The sequence below is a fragment of the Cupriavidus sp. HMR-1 genome, assembly GCF_000319775.1.
In the GTDB taxonomy this organism is placed as follows: Bacteria; Pseudomonadota; Gammaproteobacteria; order Burkholderiales; family Burkholderiaceae; genus Cupriavidus; species Cupriavidus metallidurans.
The window spans coordinates 1-26,998 of the sequence record NZ_ANKP01000171.1 but is presented as its reverse complement, the minus strand read 5'-3'; the positions used below and the strand labels follow the sequence as shown (position 1 = coordinate 26,998).

Annotated in this window: 21 protein-coding genes; 6 read left to right on the top strand and 15 right to left on the bottom strand. The window is 64.6% G+C overall.

From position 1 onward, the window contains the following. Positions 1 to 61: 61 nt before the first annotated feature. Genes D769_RS19440 through D769_RS19420 form a run of 5 tightly spaced genes read right to left on the bottom strand, consistent with a single transcriptional unit; the run spans position 62 to position 5,247 of the window. A complete protein-coding gene (locus D769_RS19440; protein ID WP_008648545.1) occupies positions 62 to 988 on the bottom strand; it encodes a formyltransferase in 927 nt (308 codons plus the stop codon). Continuing rightward, positions 976 to 1,977: a glycosyltransferase gene (locus D769_RS19435; protein WP_008648544.1), complete on the bottom strand. Its 1,002-nt coding sequence runs from the start codon at positions 1,975 to 1,977 to the stop codon at positions 976 to 978. The genes D769_RS19440 and D769_RS19435 overlap by 13 nt, the downstream gene beginning before the upstream one ends. Continuing rightward, the gene (locus tag D769_RS19430; protein WP_008648543.1) at positions 1,956 to 3,131 is read right to left on the bottom strand and encodes a DegT/DnrJ/EryC1/StrS aminotransferase family protein; all 1,176 of its coding nucleotides are present in this window, start codon (positions 3,129 to 3,131) and stop codon (positions 1,956 to 1,958) included. The genes D769_RS19435 and D769_RS19430 overlap by 22 nt, the downstream gene beginning before the upstream one ends. Before the next feature lie 5 nt (positions 3,132 to 3,136). Then, the gene (locus D769_RS19425; RefSeq protein ID WP_008648542.1) at positions 3,137 to 3,508 is read right to left on the bottom strand and encodes an EamA family transporter; all 372 of its coding nucleotides are present in this window, start codon (positions 3,506 to 3,508) and stop codon (positions 3,137 to 3,139) included. Beyond that, a complete protein-coding gene (locus D769_RS19420) occupies positions 3,505 to 5,247 on the bottom strand; it encodes a glycosyltransferase family 39 protein (RefSeq protein WP_040011140.1) in 1,743 nt (580 codons plus the stop codon). Before D769_RS19420 ends, D769_RS19425 begins: the two co-directional genes overlap by 4 nt. A 347-nt stretch (positions 5,248 to 5,594) precedes the next feature. On the opposite strand from D769_RS19420, the gene D769_RS19415 reads away from it, so the two are divergent. Both D769_RS19415 and ilvD read left to right on the top strand, forming a co-directional pair. After that, on the top strand, positions 5,595 to 6,455 hold the full coding sequence (locus tag D769_RS19415; protein WP_008648539.1) for a hypothetical protein: 861 nt from the start codon (positions 5,595 to 5,597) through the stop codon (positions 6,453 to 6,455). A 343-nt stretch (positions 6,456 to 6,798) separates the two neighbouring features. Continuing rightward, the gene (gene ilvD, locus D769_RS19410) at positions 6,799 to 8,661 is read left to right on the top strand and encodes a dihydroxy-acid dehydratase (RefSeq protein ID WP_008648537.1); all 1,863 of its coding nucleotides are present in this window, start codon (positions 6,799 to 6,801) and stop codon (positions 8,659 to 8,661) included. A 140-nt stretch (positions 8,662 to 8,801) separates the two neighbouring features. Here ilvD and D769_RS19405 read toward each other — a convergent pair whose 3' ends face one another. From D769_RS19405 to D769_RS19395, 3 genes are all read right to left on the bottom strand, one after another. Next, complete coding sequence (locus tag D769_RS19405) at positions 8,802 to 9,101, bottom strand: hypothetical protein (RefSeq protein ID WP_008648536.1); 300 nt, start codon at positions 9,099 to 9,101, stop codon at positions 8,802 to 8,804. A gap of 155 nt (positions 9,102 to 9,256) precedes the next feature. After that, on the bottom strand, positions 9,257 to 10,171 hold the full coding sequence (locus D769_RS19400; protein ID WP_008648535.1) for an amino acid ABC transporter substrate-binding protein: 915 nt from the start codon (positions 10,169 to 10,171) through the stop codon (positions 9,257 to 9,259). A 184-nt stretch (positions 10,172 to 10,355) separates the two neighbouring features. Then, a complete protein-coding gene (locus D769_RS19395; RefSeq protein WP_008648532.1) occupies positions 10,356 to 12,446 on the bottom strand; it encodes a 3-hydroxyacyl-CoA dehydrogenase NAD-binding domain-containing protein in 2,091 nt (696 codons plus the stop codon). A 307-nt stretch (positions 12,447 to 12,753) separates the two neighbouring features. On the opposite strand from D769_RS19395, the gene D769_RS19390 reads away from it, so the two are divergent. Then, on the top strand, positions 12,754 to 13,986 hold the full coding sequence (locus D769_RS19390; protein WP_008648530.1) for a TetR/AcrR family transcriptional regulator: 1,233 nt from the start codon (positions 12,754 to 12,756) through the stop codon (positions 13,984 to 13,986). 59 nt (positions 13,987 to 14,045) lie between these two features. Here D769_RS19390 and D769_RS19385 read toward each other — a convergent pair whose 3' ends face one another. The 7 genes from D769_RS19385 to D769_RS19355 all read right to left on the bottom strand — a co-directional run bounded on the left by D769_RS19385 (position 14,046) and on the right by D769_RS19355 (position 22,457). Continuing rightward, entirely contained in the window at positions 14,046 to 15,023 is a 978-nt protein-coding gene (locus D769_RS19385) for a dipeptide ABC transporter ATP-binding protein (protein ID WP_008648528.1), read from the bottom strand. 112 nt (positions 15,024 to 15,135) lie between these two features. Then, positions 15,136 to 16,113 (bottom strand): ABC transporter ATP-binding protein, encoded by a 978-nt coding sequence (locus D769_RS19380; protein WP_008648527.1) that lies wholly within the window; start codon positions 16,111 to 16,113, stop codon positions 15,136 to 15,138. A 40-nt stretch (positions 16,114 to 16,153) separates the two neighbouring features. Then, positions 16,154 to 17,881 carry an ABC transporter substrate-binding protein gene (locus tag D769_RS19375; protein WP_008648525.1) on the bottom strand — a complete coding sequence of 576 codons (1,728 nt, stop codon included), beginning with the start codon at positions 17,879 to 17,881 and terminating at the stop codon, positions 16,154 to 16,156. 74 nt (positions 17,882 to 17,955) lie between these two features. After that, entirely contained in the window at positions 17,956 to 18,882 is a 927-nt protein-coding gene (locus D769_RS19370; protein ID WP_040011139.1) for an ABC transporter permease, read from the bottom strand. After that, positions 18,882 to 19,838 carry an ABC transporter permease gene (locus tag D769_RS19365; protein WP_008648520.1) on the bottom strand — a complete coding sequence of 319 codons (957 nt, stop codon included), beginning with the start codon at positions 19,836 to 19,838 and terminating at the stop codon, positions 18,882 to 18,884. Before D769_RS19365 ends, D769_RS19370 begins: the two co-directional genes overlap by 1 nt. A 211-nt stretch (positions 19,839 to 20,049) precedes the next feature. Then, positions 20,050 to 21,189 (bottom strand): acyl-CoA dehydrogenase family protein, encoded by a 1,140-nt coding sequence (locus tag D769_RS19360; protein WP_008648517.1) that lies wholly within the window; start codon positions 21,187 to 21,189, stop codon positions 20,050 to 20,052. Between the two features lie 83 nt (positions 21,190 to 21,272). After that, complete coding sequence (locus tag D769_RS19355) at positions 21,273 to 22,457, bottom strand: acyl-CoA dehydrogenase family protein (RefSeq protein ID WP_008648515.1); 1,185 nt, start codon at positions 22,455 to 22,457, stop codon at positions 21,273 to 21,275. A gap of 763 nt (positions 22,458 to 23,220) precedes the next feature. Between D769_RS19355 and D769_RS19350 the strand changes: the two genes are divergently transcribed. The 3 genes from D769_RS19350 to D769_RS19340 form a co-directional block, all read left to right on the top strand. Then, complete coding sequence (locus D769_RS19350; protein ID WP_035883543.1) at positions 23,221 to 24,321, top strand: acyltransferase; 1,101 nt, start codon at positions 23,221 to 23,223, stop codon at positions 24,319 to 24,321. Between the two features lie 206 nt (positions 24,322 to 24,527). Further along, positions 24,528 to 25,766 carry a GTP cyclohydrolase II gene (locus tag D769_RS19345; protein ID WP_008648510.1) on the top strand — a complete coding sequence of 413 codons (1,239 nt, stop codon included), beginning with the start codon at positions 24,528 to 24,530 and terminating at the stop codon, positions 25,764 to 25,766. Beyond that, a partial coding sequence (locus D769_RS19340; protein WP_008648509.1) for a URC4/urg3 family protein occupies positions 25,763 to 26,998 on the top strand: 1,236 nt, incomplete at its 3' end. The genes D769_RS19345 and D769_RS19340, both read left to right, overlap by 4 nt.

Here is a 26,998-nt window from a genome sequence, read left to right as displayed (position 1 = left end):
AAATGGTGGCCGATGAAGCCGTTGACGCCAAGAATCAGGACCTTTTTCATCGGTTTTCCTCTTAGGACTTCGCAGTAATGATGTTTTGGAATACTTGTACAGATACCGGGCTCGCGTTGTCGGCGTTCGGACCTTCGAGCAACTGCGTCACGCGGATGGCTCCGCCGTCTCCGCCGACCGCCACGATACGGCCATCCACGACATGCAGGCCAGGCTGCAGACCCGCCGGCACGCTTGACGGTTCGAGGCGGCGTGCCTGCGCGACGATGAAGCGGCGGCCGCCAATGTCGGTGAATGCGCCCGGGTAGGGCGGCGCGACTGCGCGGATCAAATTGTAGACCGCTGCTGCCGGTTGGCTGAAATCGATACGGCCGTCCTCGGGTTTGCGTCCCGAGAAATAGCTGCCCTCGGAGAGCACATTGGGCCGCTTGGGTGTCTGCCCGGCCATCATGGCGGGCAGCGCGCGCCACAGCGTTTGCTCGGCGGCGACGGTGACCTTCTCGAAGACCTCGCCGGCCGTGTCGTCCGGCAGGATTGGCACTGACGTCTGGTCGACGATATAGCCGGCGTCGGGCTTGGCTTCCATCGCGTGCAGCGTGGCGCCGGTTTCTTCCTCGCCGCGCAGCACGGCCCAGTTCACCGGCACGCGACCGCGATACTTCGGCAGCAGCGAACCATGCATGTTGAAGGCGCCCTGCGGCGCCACGGCCAGCAGGTCAGCCGGGATCATCGACCGGTAGTAGAACGAGAAGATGACATCGGGCTTCGCGGCGCGAACGGCCTCGGCCAATGCCGGATCGGTCGGGTCCTCGCCATAGATGAACGACAGGTTCAGTTCGGCGGCCGTGTCGGCCACGCGGCGGAACCAGATGTTCTCGTCGGGTCGGTCGCGGTGCGTGATGACCAGCGCCACGTCCACACCGCGCGCGTGCAGCACGCGCAGGCAGCGGTCGCCGACGTTATGGTAGGCAAAGACTACTGCGCGCACGAGGCCTCCGCTGTGTTGTCGGTCTTCGGGTCACGGGGGTCACGCTCGAGCACCGCCTGGATGCGGTAGCGCGGGCGGTCGCGCACTTCCTGATAGATCCGGCCGACGTACTCACCCAGCAGGCCGATGCCGAACAGCATGATGCCGACCAGGAAGAAGTTGAGTGCGAACAGCGTGAACACACCCTGGACTTCAGAGCCGAGCAGGAAGCGGCGAATCAGCAGGATCACGAAGAGGCCGGCCGAGGAGATCGACAGCACCGTGCCGATCGCCGAGAACCATTGCAGCGGCACGATCGAGAAGCCGGTGACCAGGTCGAAGTTCAGGCGGATCAGTTGGTAGAGCGAATACTTGGATTCGCCAGCGTGGCGCTGCTCGTGGCCGACTTCGATTTCCACCGGGTTCGACGAGAACGTGTAGGCCAGCGCGGGAATGAACGTGTTGACTTCGCGGCACGCGTTGATCGTGTCAATGACGTTGCGATCGTAGGCGCGCAACATGCAGCCCTGGTCCGTCATCTTGATCTTCGTAATCTTCTCGCGCAGGCGGTTCATCGCGCGCGACGCGTAGCGGCGGAACGCGGAGTCGTTGCGCTGGCGGCGAATCGTGCCGACGTAGTCATGGCCCTTGCGCATCTCGGCCACCAGCCGGGGGATTTCCTCGGGCGGGTTCTGCAGGTCGGCGTCGAGCGTGATCACGATGCGTCCGCGCGTGTGCTCGAAGCCGGCCAGGATGGCCATGTGCTGACCGAAATTGCCGTTGAACAAGATGACCCGGGTCACGTCCGGGCGCTTGTGGAACTGCGCGGCCAGCATCTGCGGCGAGCGGTCGGCGCTGCCGTCATTGACGAAGATGATCTCGTAGGATTCGCCCAGGCTGTCCAGCGCCGGATAGACGCGGTCGAACAGCGCCTGCAGGCCACCCTCCTCGTTGTAGACGGGGATGACGACCGAGACCTCGACGGAGCTTAGAGAGAGAGGCGTTTGCATGTTTCGCTTAGAGTTGCGCAAACCCGCTCCACGTCGGCTGTCTGCATGGCGGGGAACATCGGCAGCGTGACGATGCCGCGGCCAATGCGCTCGGCATGCGGCAGCATGCCTTCGCGCCAGCCCAGGGAGCGGAAGTAAGTAAACAGGTGAACCGGTGGGTAATGCACGCCAGTGCCGATGCCGGACTCGCGCATCGATTCCATGACGTGCTTGCGCGCTTCAGCGGCGCCACCACGCAGGCGGTCGGTCGGCAGCACCACCTGGAACATGTGCCAATTGGTGGTAGCCACGTCGGGGTCGCGCGGCAGCGGCAGTTCGATACCGAGATCGGCCAGTCCGGCATTGGCTGCGCAGCGGAAATAGGTCTCGGCCAGTTCGGCGCGGCGTGCGGTGATCGCGTCCAGATGCTGGAGCTGGGCCAGCCCAATGGCAGCGTTGACGTCGGTCAGGTTGAACTTGCCGCCCGGCTCCTCGACGTCCATGCCGTCCATGCCGGTGCGGATCACGCCTTGCAGCCGCAGGCGCTCCGCGCGCTGCGCTTCCTCCGGCGAGTTCATGACGAGGCAGCCGCCCTCGATCGTGGTGATGTTCTTGTTGGCCTGGAAGCTGAAACTGACCAGATCGCCAAATGCGCCGATGCGCTGGCCGCGCCAGCGCGAGTCGATGGCCTGCGCGGCATCTTCGATCACACGCAGGTTATGGCGCTTCGCGATGGCGTAGAGGCGGTCCATGTCGACCGGCAGACCGGACAGGTAGACCGGAATGATGGCTCGCGTACGCGGCGTGATGGCGGCCTCTACGGCATCCAGGTCGATATTGCGCGTGCGCGGATCGATATCGACGAAGACCGGTCGGGCGCCGACCGTCAGGACCACGTTCGCCGTGGCGACCCAGGTGATCGGCGTGGTGATGACTTCGTCGCCGGGGCCGATGTCGGCGATGCGCAGCGCGATTTCCATCGTTGCCGAGCCGTTGGAGAACGTTCGCACGGGGCGGCCGCCGAACAGATCGGACAGCGTGGCCTCGAACGCCTGCACCTTGGGTCCGGACGTGATCCAGCCGGATGCAAGCACCTTGCCGACTTCGGCAATGGTGGCATCGTCAATATTTGGGCGGACGAACGGCAGGAAATCCTGCGGAGCGGAAGCAGTCATGATCGTCAGGAGCGGGCAATCAGGAAAACGCCAGCCAGTATCAGCAGGATGCCGGCGACGCGCAAGGGGCCAATCATCTCACCAAACAGCCACCACGCCGCCAGGGCGTTGACCACGTAGCCGAGCGAGAGCATCGGGTAGGCAATCGACACGTCCACGCGGGACAGGCCGACGATCCAGACCGCCACGCTTACCACGTACAGGGTCAGGCCGCCGATGACTGGCCATTGGGTCAGCACGCGGAAAGCCGTGGTGAACAGCGTGGCGCGATCGATCGTGATCGCGCCCACGGCGTTGACACCGGCCTTGAGCAGAAGCTGCGCGCAGGCGTTGAGCAGCACGCCGGTAAAGATGAAGGCGAAGGTCGATAGCGTCATGGCGCGGTTCTGGAGTCCTTGGGCGACGGTGCCGGCGCGGCCGGCGGCGGGAAATTGCTGACTACCACTCGGCGCACGTCGCGGGCCACCACATACATCGGCAGGTGGCTGGCCGCCAGACTATCGTAGGTGTCCGGAGACATGATGCCGAGGGCCGGCTGGCCGTCACGCCACTTGGCGATGAAGCCGTCCATGGTGGGAATCCACTTGTCCGGCTCCTGCTGGGTGCCGAATTCGAGTTCATCCGGGGCCGCCACCATGACCAGCGTGTGGCCCAGGTAGAACGGCAGCGTGTGATCCAGAACGCCCACCCCGTAGAGCGGCATGTCGTCCTTGAGCACGGCCTTGATGGCCGGCACCATGTCGACGCCCGATGCCCGGCGGCCCATCACTTCGTGGCCCATCAGGGCGATGGTGCAGGTCAGAAAAAAGGCAAGCGAGAACGCGGTGATGCTCGGCAGCAGGCCATAGGCGCGCAGCAGGCGGCGCGCCAGGACCATTCCGACCAGAAGTACTGCGAACGCCACGCCAACGTAGATGGCGAAGACGCGGAACACGGCGTTGGGGTTGGTCTCGTTGCCGAGCGTGGCGACGAACGGCGAAGCGATGATGCCGGCCACCGACAGCACCGTGACCGCATTGATCTGCCGCAGCCACGACCGTTCGTTGATCTGTTCCAGCGCCACGGCGACCAGGATGGCCAGCGCCGGGAACACCGGCACGATATAGCCGGGCAGCTTCGAGCCGGACAGGCTGAAGAACACGAAGATCGCCGCGAACCAGATGAATGCCAGCAGGGCAGGCTGGAACGGCTTCGCGCCGACGCCGCGCACCGCGCCAGCGCGTTCGCGCACGGCAGTCCACATGCGCGGGGTCAGGCCCAGCCAGGGCAGCGTCCCGGCCAGCAGCAGCGGTACGAAATACCAGATCGATCCCTTGCGCGAATGCACGGTCGAGGTATAGCGGTCCCAGTGCTCATGAATAAAGAAGAAATGCGGAAACTCGGGGTTGCGCGAGGAAATCAGCCAGAACCAGGGCACAGTGACCACGAGCATGGCGACGATGCCGCTCACCAGGTGCAGGCGGCCCCACAGGGCAAGGTTGCGTGTCACGAGGGTGTAGACCACCAGCACCAGGCCGGGCAGGGCGATGCCCACCAGCCCCTTGGTCAGGATCGCCACGCCCATGGCCGCCCAGCAGGCCAGCATCCAGCCACGACGGGCAGCCGGGGACGCATCGGGGTGCTGGGCCAGCAGCATGAAGGCCAGTACACACGCCAGCGCGCCCGAGAGGGTCATGTCCAGCGAATTGAAATGGCCGGTGACGCTCCACATCGGCATGGCCAGCAACGCCAGCCCGGCCAGCAGCCCGGCACGCGCGCCATACCAGCGGATTACGGCCATCATGGTGACCACGAGACCAACAAGGCCGGACAGCGCCACGGCGAGCCTGGCTTGCCAGTCTCCGACGCCGAACAGCTCGTAGCCGATCGTCGTCACCCACATATGGAAGGGGGGCTTCTCGAAGTACTTGAGGGCGTTATAGCGAATCGTCACCCAGTCGCCCGTGGCGAACATTTCGCGCGAGATTTCTGCGTATCGGCCTTCGTCCGGGCGTAGCAGGTGGCGGGCATCGAGCGTGCCGAACCAGACCAGCAATACCGCGATGACGACCAGCACCACTGAGGCGATCATGCCCGGGGGCAGCCCGTCGTGACGCGAGGGCGAGGAACTACGCATAAATCTCCTGAAATGGCCGGAAGCCGGACGCGATACGACGGCCGGCATGTGGCGAACTCCCCACAACGCGACAAGACCCGACTTGGTGGACAACAGGCTTTGAATAAGCCCCAGGAACCGGCAATACCGATCGGGCTCCCGAGCGCCCGGCATCGCCTGGGCCCGGCCGCGAGGGGCACGGGCGCGCAATGGTAGCACGACAGCACACCGGGGTCGTGGTTTCGGCCGGATCGGCCATGTATCAGACATGAGCCCGGCCATTTCTTTCAAGGGCATTTCGCGCAATACTCATGACTCGTCGGCCGGCTGCGCGGGAGGATGCCGACGCTCGAACCCGGGTGACCTCGATGAAATCGGCCTTGCTATCGATCTTGCTGTTAGGAGTGCTTGGTAATGCACTGGCGGATTCGGCCGAGCCGATGGCCGCGCCTGTGACCGATGGCGCATCCGCCGCGGAGGCGGCGCCAGTCGGTCCCCAGCTTTGCGACGCGCCCTGGTTCCGGTCCGGCGCTCGCGTCCAGATGGAAGGCGATGGCACCATGCCGATGTCCATCACGATGACGCTGCGTGACGTCATGCGTACCGCAAGGGGCTGTAGCGCCCAACTAGAAGTACGGTCGAAGTCGGCGCTTTCCGCCCTGATGGGACCGCCGGTGGTGATGGATCAGGTCCACGAGATCAATATCGACCGAAACTCCACCCGTACCCGGATCGACAGCCGGAACGCCACGATCAACGCCCAGGCCCGATACGCCCGGATGTTCGGCGGGGCGTCATTTACAGGCAGCGGGGTCTTCAACTACGCCGGCATGACGATTCGCGAGAACACGACGCTGGAAGGCGAGACCTTCCAGTCCGCCGTCGACCTCAAGATCTATCCGCTCGGGTCCGACGACATGGTCGGCACCATGCAGGCGCAGCACGCCTCGATCATCGTTGGCTCGCGCCACGTGGGCCGCAAACAGATGATCGACACGGTGCTCGGCCGCAAGGAATGCATGCCGATTACCTATGAGAAGCGCACGTCGCTCGGGCCGTTGATGATTGGCGACGAACTGCTGCAACTCGAACCGAGCGTCCTGCACGTGACTGACTGGTACTGCCCGACCGAGGCGTTCGTGCTACGCACGGAGATCCGCCAGAACAACAAGGTGCAGAAGGTCAATGTCACGGCGCTGGAGCTGACCGGGGATGAGGACTCCCACTGACATCGATACTGACATCGACACTGATATTGAAACGGCGCGGGCGCTTCCGTGACGACTGACTGATTGCACGGGCAATGCTCGCCATCCTCGATGGCGGCGACGTCCTATCTGCCTGCCACCCAAGTCCGGCCTGACTGGACGCTCGTCCATTGATATTTTTTTCGACCTTGTTGTGGCAAAAAAATATATTGGACGTCTCACCGGTGCTCCCGCATTATTTCGCCTTTCCGCCATGCGCCAATGTGCGGCTGGCGGTCATGGCTTGCCCGGCGGCCGCATACCGGCGCCTTGGCTGGCCTGTGTCCAATTACACACCCCACAACTGCAAGATCCGAGGAAAGAGATGCCTGAGTACCGATCACGAACTTCGACGCACGGCCGGAACATGGCGGGTGCCCGCGCCTTGTGGCGCGCCACCGGGATGAAGGATGGCGATTTCGGCAAGCCCATCATCGCCGTGGTGAACTCGTTTACCCAGTTCGTGCCGGGCCATGTCCATTTGCGCGACCTCGGCGCGCTGGTTGCGAAGGAGATCGAAGCGGCCGGCGGCGTGGCCAAGGAATTCAACACGATCGCGGTGGACGATGGGATCGCCATGGGCCACGGCGGCATGCTCTATTCGCTGCCCTCGCGCGAGCTGATCGCCGACTCGGTGGAATACATGGTCAACGCACATTGCGCCGACGCCATGGTCTGTATTTCCAATTGCGACAAGATCACCCCGGGCATGCTGATGGCCGCGATGCGGCTGAACATTCCCGTGGTGTTCGTCTCCGGCGGCCCGATGGAGGCCGGCAAGGTCAAGTCCCCAACGGACGGCCAGGTGATCGCCAAGATCGACCTGATCGACGCCATGATCAAGGCCGCGGACCCGAAGGTCAGCGACGCAGAAGTGGCCGAAGTGGAACGCAGCGCCTGCCCGACATGCGGTTCCTGCTCGGGGATGTTCACGGCGAACTCGATGAATTGCCTGACCGAGGCGATTGGTCTGGCGTTGCCGGGCAACGGCACGATCGTTGCCACCCATGCATGGCGCAAGGGCCTGTTCGAACAGGCGGGCCGCCTGGTCGTGGACCTGTGCCGCCGCTACTACCAGGAAGAGGACGCATCGGTCCTGCCGCGCAACATCGCCACCAAGTCGGCATTCGAGAATGCCATGGCGCTGGATGTGGCCATGGGCGGTTCGACCAATACCGTGCTGCACCTGCTGGCGGCAGCCCAGGAAGCCGGTGTCGATTTCACGATGTCCGACATCGATCGCATCTCGCGCAAGGTGCCGTGCCTGTGCAAGGCCGCACCGGCCACCGACAAGTACCACATCGAAGACGTGCATCGCGCGGGCGGCATCCTTGGCATTCTCGGCGAACTGGCGCGTGCCGAGTTGCTGGATCTGTCGTGCGGCAACGTGCATAGCGGCACGCTTGGCAATGCCATTTCCCAGTGGGATGTCGTCGGCGGCGCAGGCGAGGACGCGCAGAAGTTCTTCCGCGCGGCGCCGGGCGGCATTCCGACGACCGTCGCGTTCAGCCAGGCGGCCACCTTCGAGTCACTGGATACCGACCGAAAGACCGGCTGCATCCGGAACAAGCAGAACGCGTATTCGAAGGACGGCGGTCTCGCCGTGCTCTACGGGAACCTCGCGGAGAAGGGCTGCATCGTCAAGACCGCAGGCGTGGACGAATCGCAATGGGTCTTCTCCGGGCGCGCCCGTGTCTTCGAAAGCCAGGACGAAGCCGTCGACGCCATTCTGGGCGACAAGGTCGTGGCTGGTGACGTTGTCGTGATTCGCTACGAAGGTCCCAAGGGTGGCCCGGGCATGCAGGAAATGCTCTATCCCACGTCGTACCTGAAGTCGAAGGGCCTGGGCAAGACCTGCGCGCTGTTTACCGACGGTCGGTTCTCCGGTGGCTCGTCCGGGCTGGTCATCGGACATGCCTCGCCGGAAGCCGCCGAGGGCGGCACGATCGGCCTGGTGGAGGACGGCGATCTCATCGAGATCGACATTCCGCAGCGCAAGATGCACCTGGCGGTGTCGGACGAAACCCTGGCGCGCCGTCGCGAAGCCATGGAGGCGCGCGGTGACAAGGCGTGGGAGCCGGTGGATCGTGTGCGCGTAGTGTCCCAGGCATTGCAGGCATACGCTGCGCTCGCTACTTCGGCGGATCGCGGCGCGGTGCGCGATATCTCCCAGCTCAAGCGCAAGTAAGGCGCGCGCGGCGCGAAGCAGGTCGTTCCGTCCTGCTTCGCCGTGCGCCGCTGAACGGTCGCCGAATGGCACAAAAAAAGCCTCGCATCTGCGAGGCTTTTTACTTGCGCGGACCCGATTCGGGCCCGTGCGCGGGGTGCTCAGTTGTTCGAGGCTGTCGGCTTCTTGGTCGCCTTCTTGCTGCTCTTGCTCGATTTCTTGGTCGTGTCGGTCGACTGGGTCGACTGATCGGTCAGGTCGGCACGTGTGCTCTTGTTCGCGCCCTGCGAATACGGGTCGAACTTGTCCCCTGACTTGGCGCCCTCGCTATAGGTATCGAACTTCTGCCCGGCCTTCGCGCCTTGCGAGTACGGGTCAAACTGCTTCTTGTCTTGCGCGACGGCAGCCACGGAGGCAGTGGCCAGACCCAGCGCGATAGCGGTGGCGATAAGCTTGTTCATGGAATTCTCCTGAGTGATGCCGCTTTCCGGCGGTTCGCGTTATTTCGCTCGATGCACGGGTTACCGGGAGGTAAAGACGCGCTCAAGCCAGTGTGTCCAAGGCCGGTTGGGCCGTCAACTCAGGGGTTTTCCGGGGGGAGCCCCCCGGAAAGCGCTTATTCCGTCACAACGTCGGAAGGGTGCTTCCACGCCTGCAGGACTTCCGTCGACGGGGCCAGCGCCAGGTTGGTACCGCGCGTGCCGATCGGCTGCTGGAACCAGCGCTTCTGCATGGCCGCGACGTCCGGGCTGGCGAAGGTCTTGGCCAGCGTCTGGTCGACCAGGCGCTTCCATTCCGGATCGGCTTTCGACAGCATCAGCGCGTTCTGTTCGACCGACAGCGCCGGGCCGACGATCACATACTGCGACGGATCCTTGGACTTCGCGCGCAGGCCGGCCAGCAGCACGTCATCCATCACGAACGCTTGCGCGCGGCCGGTTTCCAGCAGCAGGAACGATTCGCCGTGGTCCTTCGCGTAGACGTCGCGGTAGCCGTACTCGGCCTTCAGGCGGCGCACATGGCGGTCACCGGTGGAGCCGGCGCTGGTCACCACGGTCTTGCCACGCAAGTCATCGAACGACTTGATACCCGAGTCGGCGCGCACGAGCATGCGGACTGTCGACACATAGTGCGACACGCTGAACGCCACCTGCTTCTGGCGCTCCAGCGTATTGGTATTCGGAGCGCAGTCGAGATCGACCAGACCGTTAACCACGGCCGGGACCCGGTTCTGCGGCGTCAGCGGCAGCCAGCGTACCTTGATGGTCTTGAGCCCGAGCTTCTCCTTGGCGGCTTCGGCCACGCGCAGGCAGAGGTCGACGGCATAGCCGGCCGGCTGTCCCTTGTCGTCGCCGAACGAGAACGGCAGCGCGGATTCGCGGTAGCCAAGCGTGATCGTTCCAGTGTCGCGAATGCGATCAAGGACCGGGCTCTGGGGATTCTGGGCCTGGGCGGCCGGCACCAGCGCGGCAGCCAGGGCGAGACCGGCCAGCAGGCGTTGAAGAGACGAAACAGACACAATCGACGGCATGTTCGGGGTCAGGCAATGAAAGAATGGGAGGGTATACCCGGGCCGTCCCCGTTAGAAGAATTTCTTTTTCATAAGCTAATGCCGCGCGCCGAAGCGAGAAGGGCGTTGCCTTCCGCCTCGGCGCTCAACACTGCCTAGCGCGCCGGATCGACCGGATTGACCGGATCGACCCAAATCGGCCGGATCAATCGAAGCTCTTGCCTGCCTCGGCCAGGCGCACCAGCAGCGGCGCAGGCTGCCAGGCCGGGTCGGCGCCCGGTTCGGCGGCGAAGCGGCGCAGGCTCCGCACGACGTTGGGCAGGCCCACCATGTCGGCGTACAGCATCGGGCCGCCGCGCAGTCGGGGGAAGCCGTAGCCGTTGAGATAGACCACGTCCAGATCGGAGGCGCGTGCGGCAATGCCTTCCTCCAGAATGCGCGCGCCTTCGTTGACGAGGGCGAAGATGCAGCGCTCCACCACCTCTTCATCGCTGATGGCGCGCGGCGTGATGCCCTGGGCGCTGCGGAATTCGGCGATCAGGGTTTCGGTGGCTGGGTCCGGGATCGGGTCACGATTGCCGGCTTCGTAGCGATACCAGCCGGCGCCGGTCTTCTGGCCCAGGCGGCCGGCCTCGGCGAGCTTGTCGGCCACCGACGGACGAAGCGGCACGCCGGCCTCGGCAGCCTTGCGCTTGCGCGTGGCATAGCCGATGTCCAGGCCCGCCAGGTCACCCATGCGGTATGGGCCCATGGCCATGCCAAACTTTTGCAGCGCCCCATCGATCTGCTGCGGTAGCGCGCCGGCGTTGATCAAGGCGCCGGCGGCGGCGCCGTAGCGCGCCAGCATGCGATTGCCGATAAAGCCGTCGCACACGCCGGAGACCACGGCGATCTTCTTGATCTTCTTTGCCAGCGCCATGCAGGTGGCCAGCACGTCGGGTGCGGTCTGCGCGCCGCGCACGATTTCCAGCAGGCGCATCACGTTGGCCGGGCTGAAGAAGTGCAGGCCGATCACGTCGGTCGGCCGCTTGGTGAACGAAGCGATGCGGTCGAGATTCAGGTACGACGTGTTCGACGCCAGGATGGCACCGGCCTTGCATGTCTTGTCCAGCGTTTCGAACACGGTCTTCTTGACGTCCATGTTCTCGAACACGGCCTCGATGACCAGGTCCACATCGGATAGGTCCGCATAGCTCAGCGTGCCGGTGATCAGCGCCATGCGCTGCTCGAGCTGCTCGGGCTTGAGCTTGCCCTTCTTCATCGAGTTTTCGTAGTTGCGGCGGATGGTTGCCAGACCCTTGTCCAGCGCTTCCTGCTTCATCTCCAGCAGTACGACGGGAATCCCGGCGTTGAGGAAGTTCATCGTGATGCCGCCGCCCATGGTGCCGGCGCCGATCACGCCAACCTTCCTGATCTCGCGCAGCGGCGTGCCGGCCGGCAGATCGGCGATCTTCGACGCAGCATGCTCCGCCTTGAAAATATGGCGCAGCGCGCGCGACTCCGGCGAGGCCATCAGGCTCATGAAGCCTTCGCGCTCCACGCGCATTCCTTCGTCGAAGGACTTGGTCAACGATGCGGCCACGGCTTCCAGCGCCTTCATCGGTGCGATCTGTCCCTTGGCTTGCTGCGCCACGCTGTTGCGGGCGAACTGCAGGAAGGACTCGCCTTGCGGGTGGCTGACGCTCAGTGCGCGGGTGCGGCGCGGCGGCGTCTTCGCTGCGATGAGCTCCTGGGCGAATGCCACCGCGGCGGCCACCACGTCACCATCGGCCACGCGGTCGATCAGCGGCGTGCCCGCGAAACTCTTGGCCGGAGCCGGGTTGCCGAGCGTCACCATGTTGACGGCCTGCTCCAGGCCAATCAGGCGCGGCATGCGCTGCGTGCCGCCGCCACCGGGCAGCAGGCCAATCTTGACTTCCGGAAGGCCCAGTTGGGCGTCCGGCAGCGCGACGCGAAAGTGGCAGCCCAGGGCCAGTTCCAGCCCACCGCCCAGGCACTGCCCGGCGATTGCGGCGACCACCGGCTTGGCGCCGCCCTCGATCTGGTCGATCACGACACGCAGATTGGGTTCGCGCGAGGCGTTGGGCGTTCCGAATTCGGTGATGTCGGCACCGGCCGAGAACGCGCGGGGTGTGCCGGTCAGCACGATGGCCTGCACGGCCGGGTCTGCGTTGGCCCGATCCATCGCATCGGCGATGGCCGTGCGCAGTGCCGCGCCAAGACCGTTGACCGGCCCCTTGTTCATCGAAAGCACGGCAACCGGGCCGCGAAGTTCGTAGTTGACAATGTCGCTCATGGGAAGTCTCTCTGCACGGGAGGTCGTGATGGGTGTGGGGCAAGGCGTCGCGCGATGCGAGCGACGCCTTGACGCCGGGGTCGGATGCGCCTCGGCAAGCGTAGCAGTACCACTGGCTTCCTGCAAACCACAGTTTCTAAAAGTTCATCGCATATCAGAAAACTTAATGCTATCAATCAAGAGCGCACATACCGTGTGTTCGATAGCCAGGAGAAATATGCCGATCTTCGAGCAGCGCGGAACCGCGCTTCGCCTACGAGTCGCTCACATATAATCCGCAGCACCCAACCTGCGTGCCCAACCGCTCATGCTCACGGACCAATCGGAAGCTCGGCAGACCCGCCGTTACGTCGAAAAGCGCGAAGTCATTCTCGATACTGCTGCGGCACTGTTCAATCGCAAGGGGGTGCGCGGCACGACCCTGGCCGACGTCGGGCAACAGGTGGGGCTCAGCACCAACAGCATCACGTACTACTACCGAAAAAAAGAGGATCTGGTCCTGGCCTGCCTGATGCGCGCCATCGCGGAGACGCGCGGTCTCGTCGATGAGGCGGCGCAAGCGGGTAGCCCCAGCGAGCGCGCCCGGGCCTTCATCACGCTGTTCGTGGCACGACTGGCGCGGACGGCAGTCGGCGAGAAGCCCGAACTGATGAGCCTGCGCGAGATTCGCGCGTTGCCCGAGAGCCATGTGGAGGTTGCCTTCGCCGCCTTCAACGACATGTTCCGGCGCGTCCGTGGGTTGCTGTGCGACGCCTTGCCCAGCGATCCCTCCCAGCGCAGCGCGCTGGGTGCGCGCGCGCACCTGCTGTGGTCGCTGACCAGCGGAGCTGCCGGCTGGATCGACCGATATGAAACCGATGACTACCCAAAGGTCGCGCAGACGCTGGCGGACATCGTCCTCAATGGCATCGCGGGGCCAAAGTCGGCGTGGCAGACAGAGTGCGACGTGACGGCGCTGCTCCCGGCGCTTGCGCAGCCGGAGACGACGCAGCAGGCCTTCCTGCGAGCCGCCACGGAACTGCTGAACGAGCAGGGATACCGTGGGGCGTCTGCGGACCGGATCTCCGCAAGGCTGAACCTGACCAAGGGCGCGTTCTATCACCATAACGAGAACAAGGACGACCTGATTTCGGCGTGCTTCGACCGCATGTCCACGGTGATCCGGAACACCCAGACGCTGGTCGACGACCTGCCCGGCACGGGATGGGACAAGCTCTGCGCGGTATCGCGCGCGCTGGTGCATTACCAGTTCTCCAGCCAGGGACCTCTGCTGCGGCTGACGATCTATGGCGCCTTGCCAGAGGAGATGCGGATCGCGAAGATGCGTGACATGGCGCGACTGTCCACCCGTTTCGTCCGCCTCCTGGTGCAAGGGATGCAGGACGGCTCGGTGCGCCCACTGGACCAGGCGATTGCCGCGCTGCAAGTGCATGGCATGATCAATGCGGCCGTGGAACTCCGCCGCTGGGTGCGCGATGCCGACGCCGACAATGCCGCTGACCTGTTCGTGCGCCCGATGATGGTGGGGTTGTTACGCTGAAGCCCGGCCATGCGGGCCAATCACCCGACAGCCCACCCACCACCCCACCCACCTCCCACTTACTCGGCCAGGTGACAGGCAACCATCTGCCCGTCGCCTCGGTCGCGCAACGGCGGGTCGTCGCTGTGGCATTGCGGCATCGCCATCGGGCAGCGTGTGTGGAAGCGGCAGCCTGAGGGCGGATTCATCGGGCTCGGCACTTCGCCTTTCAGTACGATTCGCTGGCGCCGTCGCTCGGTCTCCACATCGGCGACTGGCACGGCCGACAACAGCGCCCGGGTGTACGGATGCAGCGGAGAGGCGTAGAGCTGGCGGCGCGTGGCGATCTCCACGATGCGGCCGAGGTACATCACGGCTACGCGATCGCTGATATGCCGTACCACCGCCAGATCGTGCGCGATAAACAGGTAGGACAGACCGAGCGTGCGCTGCAGTTCCATGAACACGTTGACCACCTGCGCCTGGATCGAGACGTCCAGGGCCGACACGGGTTCATCGCAGACAATCAGGCTCGGCTCCAGCGCCAACGCGCGCGCGATGCCGATGCGCTGACGCTGGCCGCCGGAGAACTCGTGCGGGTAGCGGTCCGCCATATAGGGCAGCAGGCCCACCATGTCCAGCAACTCGCTTACGCGCGTCTGCACGGCTTGCCGGTCGCCGGCCATGCCGTGTACCTCGAGCGGTTCCGCAATCAGGTCACGGACCTTCATGCGCGGATTCAGCGATGCGAACGGGTCCTGATAGACCATCTGCACGGTGCGCCGGAACTGCTTCTGCCGCTGACCCTTGAAGCCAGCCAGGTCCTCGCCATCGAACAGGATGCGGCCGTCACTGGCGGGCAGCATCTTCATGATGGCCAGACCGGTAGTGGATTTGCCGCAGCCGCTTTCGCCGACCAGCCCTAGCGTCTCGCCGCGATTGAGCGTGAACGAGACGCCGTCGACAGCCTTCACGGTGCCAACCTGGCGTTTGAACAGCACGCCTTGCGTGACCGGAAAGTGCACCTTCAGGTTTTCGACGCGAAGAATCGGATCCACGGCCGGAGCGACCGGGGACTGCGAAGCCGCGGGACCCGCAAGGTCTGGACGTGCGCTGCCGGGGCGGCTTGGGGGCGCGACGCTCTGCGAGGGGCACGCCGCAAGTGGCGTTTCAGTATGCGTCATGGAGGAAGCAGGCGTTGAGGTGTTGATGGGAGATCTCGCGCAGTGGGGGCGGCGCCTGATCGCATGTCTCATTGGCCAGCTTGCAGCGCGGGCGGAACGCGCAGCCCTGCCCGAGCGCGGTCAGATCTGGTGGCTGGCCGTCGATCGGCACCAGCGGCTGGCTGGTGTCGCCATCCAGACGGGGCACACAGGCGATCAACCCGCGCGTGTACGGGTGGGCAGGGTGGCGGTAAAGCGCTTCCGCCGAGGCCATCTCCACCAGGCGGCCGCCGTACATCACCGCGACACGGTCCGCGTATCGCGCCACCACACCCAGGTCATGCGTGATCAGGATCAGCGCCGTACCGGACTTTTGCGCGAGCGTCTTCAGCAGGTCCAGGATCTGCGCCTGCACGGTGACGTCTAGTGCGGTGGTCGGCTCGTCGGCGATGATCAGCTTCGGCTTGCAGGCCAATGCCATCGCGATCATCGCGCGCTGCCGCATCCCGCCCGAGAATTGATGCGGATATGCCTGCACGCGGCTGCGCGGCTCGGGGATCTGCACCTGGGCCAGTAGCGCGACGGCCTCATCATAGGCATCGCGCCAGGGGCGGTGCTCGTGGATGCGAATGGGCTCCGCGATCTGCTTGCCAACCGTAAGCGCCGGGTTCATCGACGACATCGGCTCCTGAAAGATCATCGCAATCCGGTTCCCCCGGATGGCGCGCATCTCGGCGGGCTTGAGACGGAGCAGATCCTTGCCTTCGAACCGGATCTCGCCGGACGCAATCTCGCCCGGCGGTTGCGGAATCAGGCCGAGAATCGACAACGCGGTCACGCTCTTTCCCGATCCCGATTCTCCGACGATCGCGAGGGTCTCCCCCGCGTTCACGTCGAAGGAGACCCGGTCCACGGCGGTGACCACGCCTCGGTCGGTACGAAAGCGCGTGGTCAGGTCTCTCACCTGCAGAATGGGCTCTGTCATGGTTACGCTCAGGTGGTTGGAGGGGCGGGTTTGCGGCGGATCAGAAGCCAAGCTTCTTCTTCATCTCCTGATCGATCCATGCGCGCGCGTAGATCGGGCCGCTACGCACGGCGCCGGCGCGCAGTTCGCCGTCGTAGTTCTTGACCCACGGCCACCAGGCGGTGAATACGTAGGGCGTCGGCAGCCAGATGTAGGGCGCTTGCGCGACGATGTCGCGCGTCATGGCGCGGATCGCCTCCTGGCGCTTGCCTTCGTCGCGGATCTGGAAGGCCTGGTCGACGCGGGCTGTGAAGGCCGGATCATTCCATTGCGAGGCGTTCCACACCTGTCCGGCCACGAAGCTCTTGCGCAACGTGGTGGTCGGATTCGTATGGCCATTCGCCATCATGTAGCCCGGCGCATTGGTCTTCGTGGTCATCGCGGACAGGTACGCGCCGTACTCCATCGGCTGGATCTCGATCTTCACGCCCACCTGTTCCAGGTAAGCGCCGATCAGCGGCAGCATCTCCATGTGATCCTGGTTGCAGGCGCACACCTGAACCTTGAACTTGAAGCCCTTCGGGTAGCCGGCCTCCGCCAGCAGTTTCTTCGCCTTCTCGGGGTTGTAGGTGAACAGCTCTTTCACCGAATCCGGCATTGTGCTCAGCGGCTCGAAGTAGCCACCGTAGTCGGGATGCTGCGGGTAGGCGAAAAGCTCCGCGTTGCCGCCGTAGTACTGCTTGACGATCTCCTGCTTGTTGACCGCCATATTGAGAGCGCGGCGCACGCGGATGTCGTTGAACGGCTTGGTATCGACGCGCAGCGCCAGGTACTGGCCGGTGTACGAGAGCCACTTCGACCATTTAAGCTGCGGCGCGCTCTTCTTGAGCTCGTCCACGGCAGTCCAGCGCACCAGTTCCAGCACATCGAGCTTGCCGGTGCGCAGCATGGTATTGCGCGTGGCCTCATCCTTGACGGTGCGCAGCACCATCTTGTCGACGAACGGCAGCTTGTAGTCCTTGCCGCCGATTTTGTCCGTGTCCCAGTACTGCGCGTTCTTTACATAGGTGGTGGAGTTGCCCTGCGTGAACTGGTTCAGCGTGAACGGGCCGGTGCCGGTGACGTTCTTCCAGTTCGCTGCCCCGGCGGTGGCCACCTCCTTGGGCATGATGCCGGAGTAGTAGCCCCAGCCGAAGCGATAGTCCCACTCGGCATTGAATTCCTTGAAGCGGAAGATGACGGTGTACTTGTCCGGCGCTTCGACCTTGGTCAGGTAGTCGTAGTAGCTGGGGATCTTCTTGGCGCTTGCGTTCATGCGGCCGTAGCTGAACAGCACATCTTCCGACGTCAGCTCCCGTTCTTCCATCACGCCCGGCTTCGCGGGGAAGCGGACGTTCTTGCGCAGCTTGACCTCGAGCGTCAGCGGGTCGGTCCACTTCCAGCTTTCGGCCAGTTCGCCCCGGATCGCATCCGGCGGCAGCCAGGCATCGGCCTGGAAGGCGTACTTTCCGCCGTTGCGACGCGACTTGGAGAGATCCGCGGCAAACAGTTGTTCATAGACCTGACCGGTGTCGTAGTTCTGCTTCCAGTTCCAGTCCGCGAGATCCCAGGACAACGCCGAAATGGTGGGGTAGACCGATCCGACCTCAAGCGTGCCGCCGTACTTTGGCGCATCCGCCTGCGCGGCCGCGATGCCGCAGGCCAATGCCGCCGCTGCGGCCGCCACGGCCTTTGCCGCCATCAGTGGCCAGTTCGTCCTGCCGACATTCGCCTTGATCATGGGCACCATCTCTTGCTCCTTACAGGGTCTGAAGAGTCGTGATTCGCCGGGCCACATTGCCGGCCGGTGTTGGCGGGCGCGTTTCAGCGGCCGCCGCGTAGCCGTGGGTCGAGCAGGTCACGCATGGCATCGCCATAGACATTGATGGCGTAGACCACCACCGTCAGGCAGATGCCTGGCGCAAGCGCGAGCCACGGCCCCTGGAACATGAAGGTGCGCCCGTCGCCCGACAGCATGCCGCCCCAGGTGGGAGCGGGCGGCGGCACGCCGAGGCCCAGGAATGACAGTCCAGACTCCGCCAGGATCGCGGTGCCGACACGGGTCGTGAACAGGACGATCACCGGCGGCAGCACGTTGGGCAGGATGTGTCGCCACAGGATGCGGCTGGTGGAGGCGCCGATTGATTGCGCCGCGTGCACGTACATGTTCTCGCGCACCGATACCACGGCCCCGCGCACGATTCTGGAGCCGCCGATACCAAGCAGCAGACCCAGCGTGCAGACGATCTGCCAACTGCCCGGGCCCAGCACCGAGACCACGACGATCAGGATGATGAGGTCCGGAAAACTCATCCAGGCGTCGACCATCCGCTGCACCACCAGGTCCAGCTTGCCGCCCAGATAGCCGCACAGGATGCCAAGCACGAGGGAAACCAGCGTGGCCAGCGTGGCCGCCGACAGGCCGATCACCACCGACAGCTGCGCGCCATACAGGCAGCGGGAGAAGATGTCACGGCCAAGGTTGTCAGTGCCGAAGAGATGCGCCCATGACGGCGGTTGCAGCCGCGCCATCATGTTGATTTCGTTGACACCGTATGGCGCCAGCCAGCCGGCAAAGATGCCGCAGAACAAGAAGATCGCGCAGATCACGGCACCAGCCGCGCCGAGCGGCTTGTCGCGGAACAGTCGGCGCATCATCGGAAACCGGGCGCGCCTGCGCGAGGCGGGAGGCGCCTGGGCGGTAACGAGCGAAGGGGACACGGCGCGTGGATCGACGGAGGGGTGTGCCATCAGTGGTGCCTCACTTTGGGGTCGAACAGGCCGTAGCTCAGGTCTACGAGCAGGTTGATCAGCATCACCGCCACGCCGACCACGAGAAAGACGCCAGTGATGACCGGATAGTCCCGCTGGTGCACGGCATCGAGCAGCAACAGGCCCATGCCCGGTACCGCGAAGATCTGTTCGATGACGACGGCGCCACCGATCAGCAGCGGTGCCTGCAACCCGATGAGCGTCACCACCGGAATCAGTGCGTTGCGCAGCGCATGGCGGAAGATGACCTGTCGTTCATTCAGTCCCTTGGCCCAGGCTGTGCGGATATAGTCCTGCCGCAGTACCTCCAGCATCATGGTGCGTGTCATCCGCATCGTGATGGCGGACAGCGCCATGCCCAGCACGATGGCTGGTACCAGCATCTGTTTCACGTGCTGCACCGGGTCTTCGAGAAAGGGGATGTAGCGCACGTCGGGAGACCATCCCCACCACACTGACGGGAACACGATCACCATCGTGCCGAGCCAGAAGCTGGGGACGGCCAGCATCAGGATGGAGAACGACCGTGCCACGTAGTCGACGGCGCTGTCCTGGCGGGTGGCCGACACGATGCCGATGGGCAGTGCCACCGTCAGTGCCACGAACAGGGCCAGCACACCTAGCGAGAAGGTAGCCGGGATTCGGGCCATCACCATTTTCAGTACCGGCTCGCTTTGCCACAGGGACTGCCCCAGATCACCGTGCAGCACGATATTGGTGACCCAGCGCAGGTATTGATCCCAGATAGGACGGTCGAGCCCGAGCGCGTGGACCAGTTGCTCGCGGGTGAGGGCATCGGCGCTGATGTCGTTCTGACTCAGCATGAGATCGACCACGTCGCCCGGCACCAGGCGCACGATGGTGAACACGATGATGCTGGCGAAGAGTAGCGTCGGTATCAGTGCCAGCAGGCGACGCACGAAGTAGGCGCTCATGGCAGACCCCTGAGCGATGCTGGCTGGATTCCGGGCGGCGATGTTGCTGCCGATGTCGTTCCCGGGGTGGCGCGTACAGTCGATACCGCAGACATGTTGCCTCCTTGTGAGCGATCGGCCGGCATGGGCGTATGCCGACATCCGCGCGATCGCTTTCGCCTCGGTGTTGCGTCGTGCCCCGCCAGCGTCGTGGCGGGGGGGGCTGGCCAGGTCAGTAGCCGCGCATCCCTGCCCAGCGGTTGAGCTGCCAGTTGGCGTCGCCCAACCATTCCTGGGCTGTGCGTGCCCGCTTCATGTAGAACCCGATGTCCAGTTCGTCGGTCATGCCGATACCGCCGTGCATCTGCACGCCTTCCTGCACTGCCAGGGTGGCAGTGGTGCCGGCCTTGGCCTTGGCCACGCAAACCAGCGGCTCCGGCCCATCCGAGCGGCCGGCATCCAGCCGCTGCTGACATTGCAGCACCACGGCACGCGCGAGTTCGATCTCCGCGAACAGATGTGCGGCACGATGCTGCAGGGCCTGGAACTCGCCGATCTGCTTGCCGAACTGGCTGCGCTCCTTCAGGTAGGCGAGCGTGCGCGCGAACGTGGCGTCTGCAATACCAACCAGTTCGGACGACAGCACCGCGCGGGCGATGTCGAGCACATTGTCGAGCATCGCGGCGCCGTTGCCGGCGCGGCCCAGCAGCGCATAGGCCGGAATTCGGGCGCCGTCGAAGGTGACGCGTGCCGCATTGGTGGCATCGGCGATCACGCAACGTTCGACGCGGACGCCGGCGTTGTCGCGCGGCACCAGGAACAGCGAGATGTCGCCATCGGGCCCTGCCTGCGCGTCTTTCGCCGCGACGATCAACGTGTCGGCCACATGGCCGTCGACGACGAACACCTTGCTGCCGTCGAGCATGTACCCGTCGCCATGGCGTCGCGCCAGCAGGGTGATGCGCTCTGGCCGGTGTTTGCTCCCCTCGTCCAGCGCGAGCGCCGTCAGGTGGCGGCCCGACGCCATCTCCGGCAGCAGCGCGCTTCGCTGCGTGTCGCTGCCGAACAGCCCCAGCAGTGAGGCGCCAAGCACCGAGGTGGAAAGGAACGGCACCGGCGCAAGCGTGGCCCCGATAGCTTCGGCGATGACGCCAGCCTCGACCACGCCGAGGCCACTGCCGCCATAGGCTTCGTCGATCAGCACGCCGGTGAATCCCAATTCGGCGGCCTGGCGCCAGAGATCCCGGGAGAATCCAACGGGGTCATGCGTGTCGCGCAGCGTGCGCAGCGCGGAAATCGGGGCGTTGTCCTTCAGGAAGGCGAGGGCGCTGTCGCGCAGCATTTCCTGCGTGTCGTCGAATACGATGGGCATGGCGGCTTTGACGGTCCTTGGGCTTCGAGGGCTTCGATGTCTTTGGGCTGCGGTAGGCGTGGCGGTACGGGCGAGCCGGTACGTCAGGCGCCCGGGAGGCCGAGCAGGCGCTTGGCGACGATGTTGAGCTGCACCTCGCTGGTCCCGCCCTCGATCGAATTGGCCTTGGTGCGCAGCCAGCCCCGCGCCAGGGCGCCGTCCTGGCTGCGTTCGCCTTCCCACTCCAGGGCGTCCGTGCCGCCGACGGACATCAACAGCTCATAGCGCCGCTTGTTCAGCTCCGCGCCGTAGTACTTCAGCACCGAAGAGAACGCTGCCATTCCTTCGCCTTGCTTGGCCAGGTCGCGTGCCCGCTCGCCGGCGGCCGCAAAGGCGGCTTCGTCAATCTCGAACTGGGCGATCTGGGCGCGCAGCATCGGATCATCGAGGCGGCGCTGCGCGTCCACGCCGATGACTTTCGCTGCGTGGCGACCCATGGGCTCGCGGAAGCCGCGGCTGCCAATGGCGCTGATCATCTCGCGCTCGTGCGTCAGCAGATACTTGGCGATCTCCCATCCACGGTTCGGCTCGCCGACCAACTGGTGGCACGGCACCTTCACATCGTCGAAGAAGGTCTCGCAGAAAGGAGATTTGCCCGAGATCAGCACGATGGGCCGGGTGGAGACCCCGGGGGTTTCCATGTCGAACAGCAGGAAGCTGATACCCGTGTGCTTCTGCGCCTGGAAGTCGGTGCGCACCAGGCAGAAGATCCAGTCGGCCTTGTCGGCGTACGAGGTCCAGATCTTCTGGCCGTTGACGATAAAGTGGCCGTCGCGCTCTTCAGCGCGCGTTTGCAGCGCCGCCAGGTCGGAGCCGGCATTGGGCTCCGAGTAGCCCTGGCACCAGCGGATCTCTCCGCGTGCGATCTTGGGCAGGTGCTCCTGCTTTTGCGCCTCTGTGCCGTACTTCAGCAGCGCCGGGCCGAGCATCGAGATGCCGAAGCTCTGCAGCGGCGTCCGGCAGTTCAATCGGGCCATCTCGGCACGCAGCACCCGGGCCTGTGCCGGACTGAGCCCGCCGCCGCCATATTGGGTCGGCCACTCCGGAACGGTCCAGCCCTTTTCGGCCATGCGTTGCAGCCACAGGCGCTGCGCATCGGACTGATAGCGGAACTTGCGCCCGCCCCAGCAGATGTCGTCCTCGTTGCGCACCGGTTGGCGCATCTCCGCCGGGCAGTTCGCTTCCAGCCAGGCATGCGCCTCCTGCCGAAATGTCTCCAGTCCGTCCACAATTGTCTCCTTGTTGCGTCCCTGGGAAGCCGTGCCACGCGGGCATCGGTCTGCCGGAAAATCGGATCAAGGTTGTTCCATGCCACAGTCTTATTTTTCTAAAACACTTGCAGAAGGTGGCGGGTACGGCAACTTTTATACAAGCCGACCCAAAGGGCGTCAATACTCCAAAACCTAACCCGGGAGGCTCGCCGAGCGCGAAGACGTGCAATTCGGATGTGATCCGTCGCTCCAGGGTGGCGCGACGCGAAGCGCGAATCATGCAAGCGAGCGCAGTAGAAAATAGCTTAACGTCTGCGAAAATTGATCGAAGCTCTCATCGCGCTTCGAAATCCCGGAGGTTTCGTTGCCTCATTCGACCTGATGGCGGGCGCCGCTCGCAACGGGTACTCAGGCTCGATTCAAGTCTCTTGCCGAGAGAATATTGGTGACAGTCCGGGCATTCTTCTTTTCCATACCATTCATACGAATTTTTTATGGAGACGAGAAAGCTTGCCCAAACGATGAGGCTATTGCTCGCGGGGGAGTAACAACCATGCCCCTACCTGTATGTCTGCACGCGAGAAACAAGGGCGGTTTGGCCAAATGCCACCGGCAATTTGTGTTTTCTTTTCATAAGCTAGTGCCAGTGGCGGAAGTTCAGTCGAAAGCGATGCGACGCAGGAGGGCAGTACACCTGCTTACATGCGTTACCCACTCTCCACATTTTGAAACGCAACAATGGAGGTACAATGCGCCCCACTTTGTATCTCACATATAACAAATGAGCCCCCGGCCTTCTCGTTTGGCGTGTGTAGACGCGCTGAAGGCGGTCAGCTCGCAGCTGATCGTGTTGCACCATCTGGCCTTCTATGGCCCGATGTCCGACGCCGCCCAATCTCTGGCCCCCGGCCTGATCGGCTGGCTGTCTGACTACGCGCGCATCGCGGTGCAGGTGTTCCTGGTCATCAGTGGATTCCTTGCCGCGCGCAGCCTGGCTCCTGCCGGACGCCTGACCGCCCAGAGCCCGCTTTCCACGGTATGGCGCCGCTATCAGAAACTGGTCGTGCCCTACACCGTGGCGATGCTCGTCGCGATCATCGGCGCCGCCATCGCGCGGACGTGGATGCATCACGACTCGATACCCGCCGCGCCGCACCTGACGCAGGTCATCGCGCACATCCTGCTGCTGCACAACATCCTCGATGTCGACGCGCTGTCCGCGGGCGTCTGGTATATCGCAATCGATCTGCAACTGTTCGCGCTGCTGGTATTCGCGCTCTGGTTGGCGCGCGCGGTGTCACGCGATACGTTGCCGCTGGGCGTGCCGACGGTGGCGGCGCTAGCGGTGGCCTCGCTGTTCTGGTTCAACCGTGATGCCACCTGGGATATCTGGGCGATCTACTTCTTTGGCGCCTACGGCATGGGAACGCTGGCGTACTGGGCGTCGAACCCCGATCGTTCTCCGGTGGCCCTGATCGCGCTTGGCGCGGTTGGCGTGGCGGCCCTGACGATGGACTTCCGCCTGCGTATCGCCGTCGCGCTGGTCACGGCGCTGGTGCTGGCCATCTCCCGCCGTGGGGGCTGGCTCGAGCATTGGCCGGGTGGCCGCGTCACCGCATATTTCGGCAAGATCTCTTACTCGGTCTTCCTCGTGCACTTTCCGGTCTGCCTGGTAGTGAACGCCTTGGTGTTCCATTTCGCTCCGGGCCAGCCGATGCTCAACGCGCTGGGGATGTTGCTGGCGTGGGTCGCCAGCAACGTAGCTGGCGCCGTGTTCCATCGCTATGTGGAAGCCGCCAGCCCGCTGCGCGCGGTGATCGAGTTCGTCAAGGAAGGCATTCACGGCCGCAAGTGGACGCGGGGCGAGAAGCCCCAGGCCTGAGCAGCCGGCGCCAACGTACTCAAATCAATGCTGGTGCGGGCGCACCAGCATGTACCGCCCTCGTCATGCATTTCGCACCCGTCCGGTGCGTGCGGAATGTCACTCACGGTAACAACCCCAGTTGAGGGTTGGCATGGCCATTGCCTAGTATGGATATATAAACCTGACCAACTGGTCAGGTTTCGATCCGGGGAGACGAGGCTGCCATGTCCGATCATATCGTTCTGACCTCGCACACACGCCGCGACAAGCCGGCCGAGCCGATTCACTGGGGCGCACCCACGGCGGCCGAGCGGGGGCCAGTCATTGCCAGCCTGACGGACCCCGCGCAGCGCAACGTTATCGGTACCCACGCCGGCGCCTATGCGATCTATCGCGCGTTGGCGGTGGCGGCGGGCAGCCTGCAGCGCGCGCATCGTCCTGACCTGACCGATACATCCCCGGCCGAAGCCATCGGCCCGCACCCGCAGTGGGGCGATCCGGACAGGATCGTGTCGCTGGATCCCTGGGGCCACCTGGTCTCCACCGTCTTCGCCGATCGCATCGCCGCCGGGGTGGACATCCGTCCGACCATCGCCATCACGCGTGCCCATATCAACATGCCCGAACTCATGGCCGCGATCTCGGCCGGCCGGCTGAAGCCCGACGGCGACATCCTCGAGGCCAATGGCGACGTGCGCGTGACCAAGGCGGCGGTGGACCCGGTCTGGTACCTGCCCGGCATCGCGCGCCGCTTCAATATCAAGGAGAGCGTGCTGCGCCGCAGCCTGTTCGAGCAGACCGGCGGCATGTTTCCCGAGCTCGTGACGCGACCCGATCTGAAGGTGTTCCTGCCTCCGATCGGCGGCATGACGCTCTACTTTTTCGGCGATGTCACGAAGCTGGGCCAGCCTGACACCCGTGTGGCCTGCCGCGTGCATGACGAATGCAATGGCTCCGACGTGTTCGGGTCGGACATCTGCACATGCCGCCCGTATCTGGCGCACGGTATCGAGGTTTGTATCGAGATGGCGCAGCAGGGTGGTGTGGGCCTGGTGGTCTATAACCGGAAGGAAGGCCGCGCGCTTGGCGAGGTGACGAAGTTCCTGGTCTATAACGCGCGCAAGCGCCAGGTGGGCGGCGACCGCGCCGAAACCTACTTCGAACGTACCGAATGCGTGGCCGGCGTGCAGGACATGCGGTTCCAGGAATTGATGCCGGATGTATTTCACTGGCTCGGGATCAGGAGGATCGATCGCTGGGCCTCGATGAGCAATATGAAGCATGGCGCGCTGACGGCGCAGGGTATCGAGGTGGTGGAGCAGGTGGCGATTCCCGAGTCCCTGATTCCGGCCGATGCGCGCGTGGAAATCGATGCGAAGGTGGCGGCGGGTTATTTCTCCAGGTACACGCCGCCTGACGCCAAGGAACTCGCCCAGGCAAAGGGCAGGGGGTTGAAGGAATGACTGAATTTCCGGAAGGAGGCAGGGCAGGACGCGACGATGGCTTGGGCAGCGGCTGGCATAGCCCCGTTCCACCCGATCATCCCGCGGGCGTGCTGCTCAGTGCGGAAGCCGTGCGAACGCGTTGCGCGGTGGTGACGGACTTCGTGGCCTCGGGGGAATCCGAGTTGTTCACGTGGCACCCGGACCGCGTTCACGCGATCGCCGACTATGTGGCCGCGACGATTCGCCGCCGCTATCCGACGCTGCAGGTGCCGTATCACAGCCGCTGGCGCCATTTTGAAAGTGGCGGGCCGGGGCAGGCCACGATCAACCGCTGGCAGATCCTGTGCGAGCGCGCGGGCATGTCGGGCCCCGAGCATCGCGAGGAGCGCGCGCGGATCGGTATCGATCTGGTGATCCCGAGCGTGCTGCTCGATGCGGGCGCCGGGCCCGACTGGCGCTACCGCGATGCGGCCAGCGACATGATGCTGACGCGTTCGGAGGGACTTGGCGTTGCCAGCTTCGACCTGTTCGCGCGTGGCGGCTTTTCCGCCGGGCAAGGTGATCCGTTACGTTCCGACGCTGATCGCCTTTGCCGCATCGACGCCTCGACCATTGCCTCGGCGTTCCAGGTGGCGCAGCACAACCCGCTGGTCGGCCTGGAAGGGCGCGCGGGACTTCTGCGCCGGCTCGGCGAGGTGATGCAGGACACACCAGCGGTGTTTGGCAGTCCGGCACGGCTCGGCAACCTGTATGACTATCTGGCCTCGCATGCACGCGAAGGCCGGATCGAAGCGAGCTTCGTGTTGCGCACGCTGCTGGTGGCGCTGGGCCCTGTGTGGCCAGGCCGGCTGCAGATCCAGGGGATCTCGCTCGGCGATTGCTGGCGGCATCCGGCGGCGCCTGAGGGCTTGGTGCCGTTCCACAAACTCACGCAATGGCTGACCTATTCGTTGCTGGAGCCGCTGGAGGATGCGGGGCTGACCGTGACCGGGCTCGATGCGCTGACGGGTCTGCCCGAGTACCGCAATGGTGGCTTGCTGTACGACTTCGAACTGATGGTGCCGCGCGATGCCACGTTCGCCAGCCGCCCGCACGCGGTGGACGAGCCGGAGATCGTCGAATGGCGCGCGCTGACCGTGACGGGGCTGGATCTGATCGCGGATGGCGTGCGGCAGGCGCTCGGTTTGAGCGAGGCGGACTTCCCGCTGGCGCGTGTGCTCGAGGGCGGCACGTGGGCGGCGGGGCGGCGT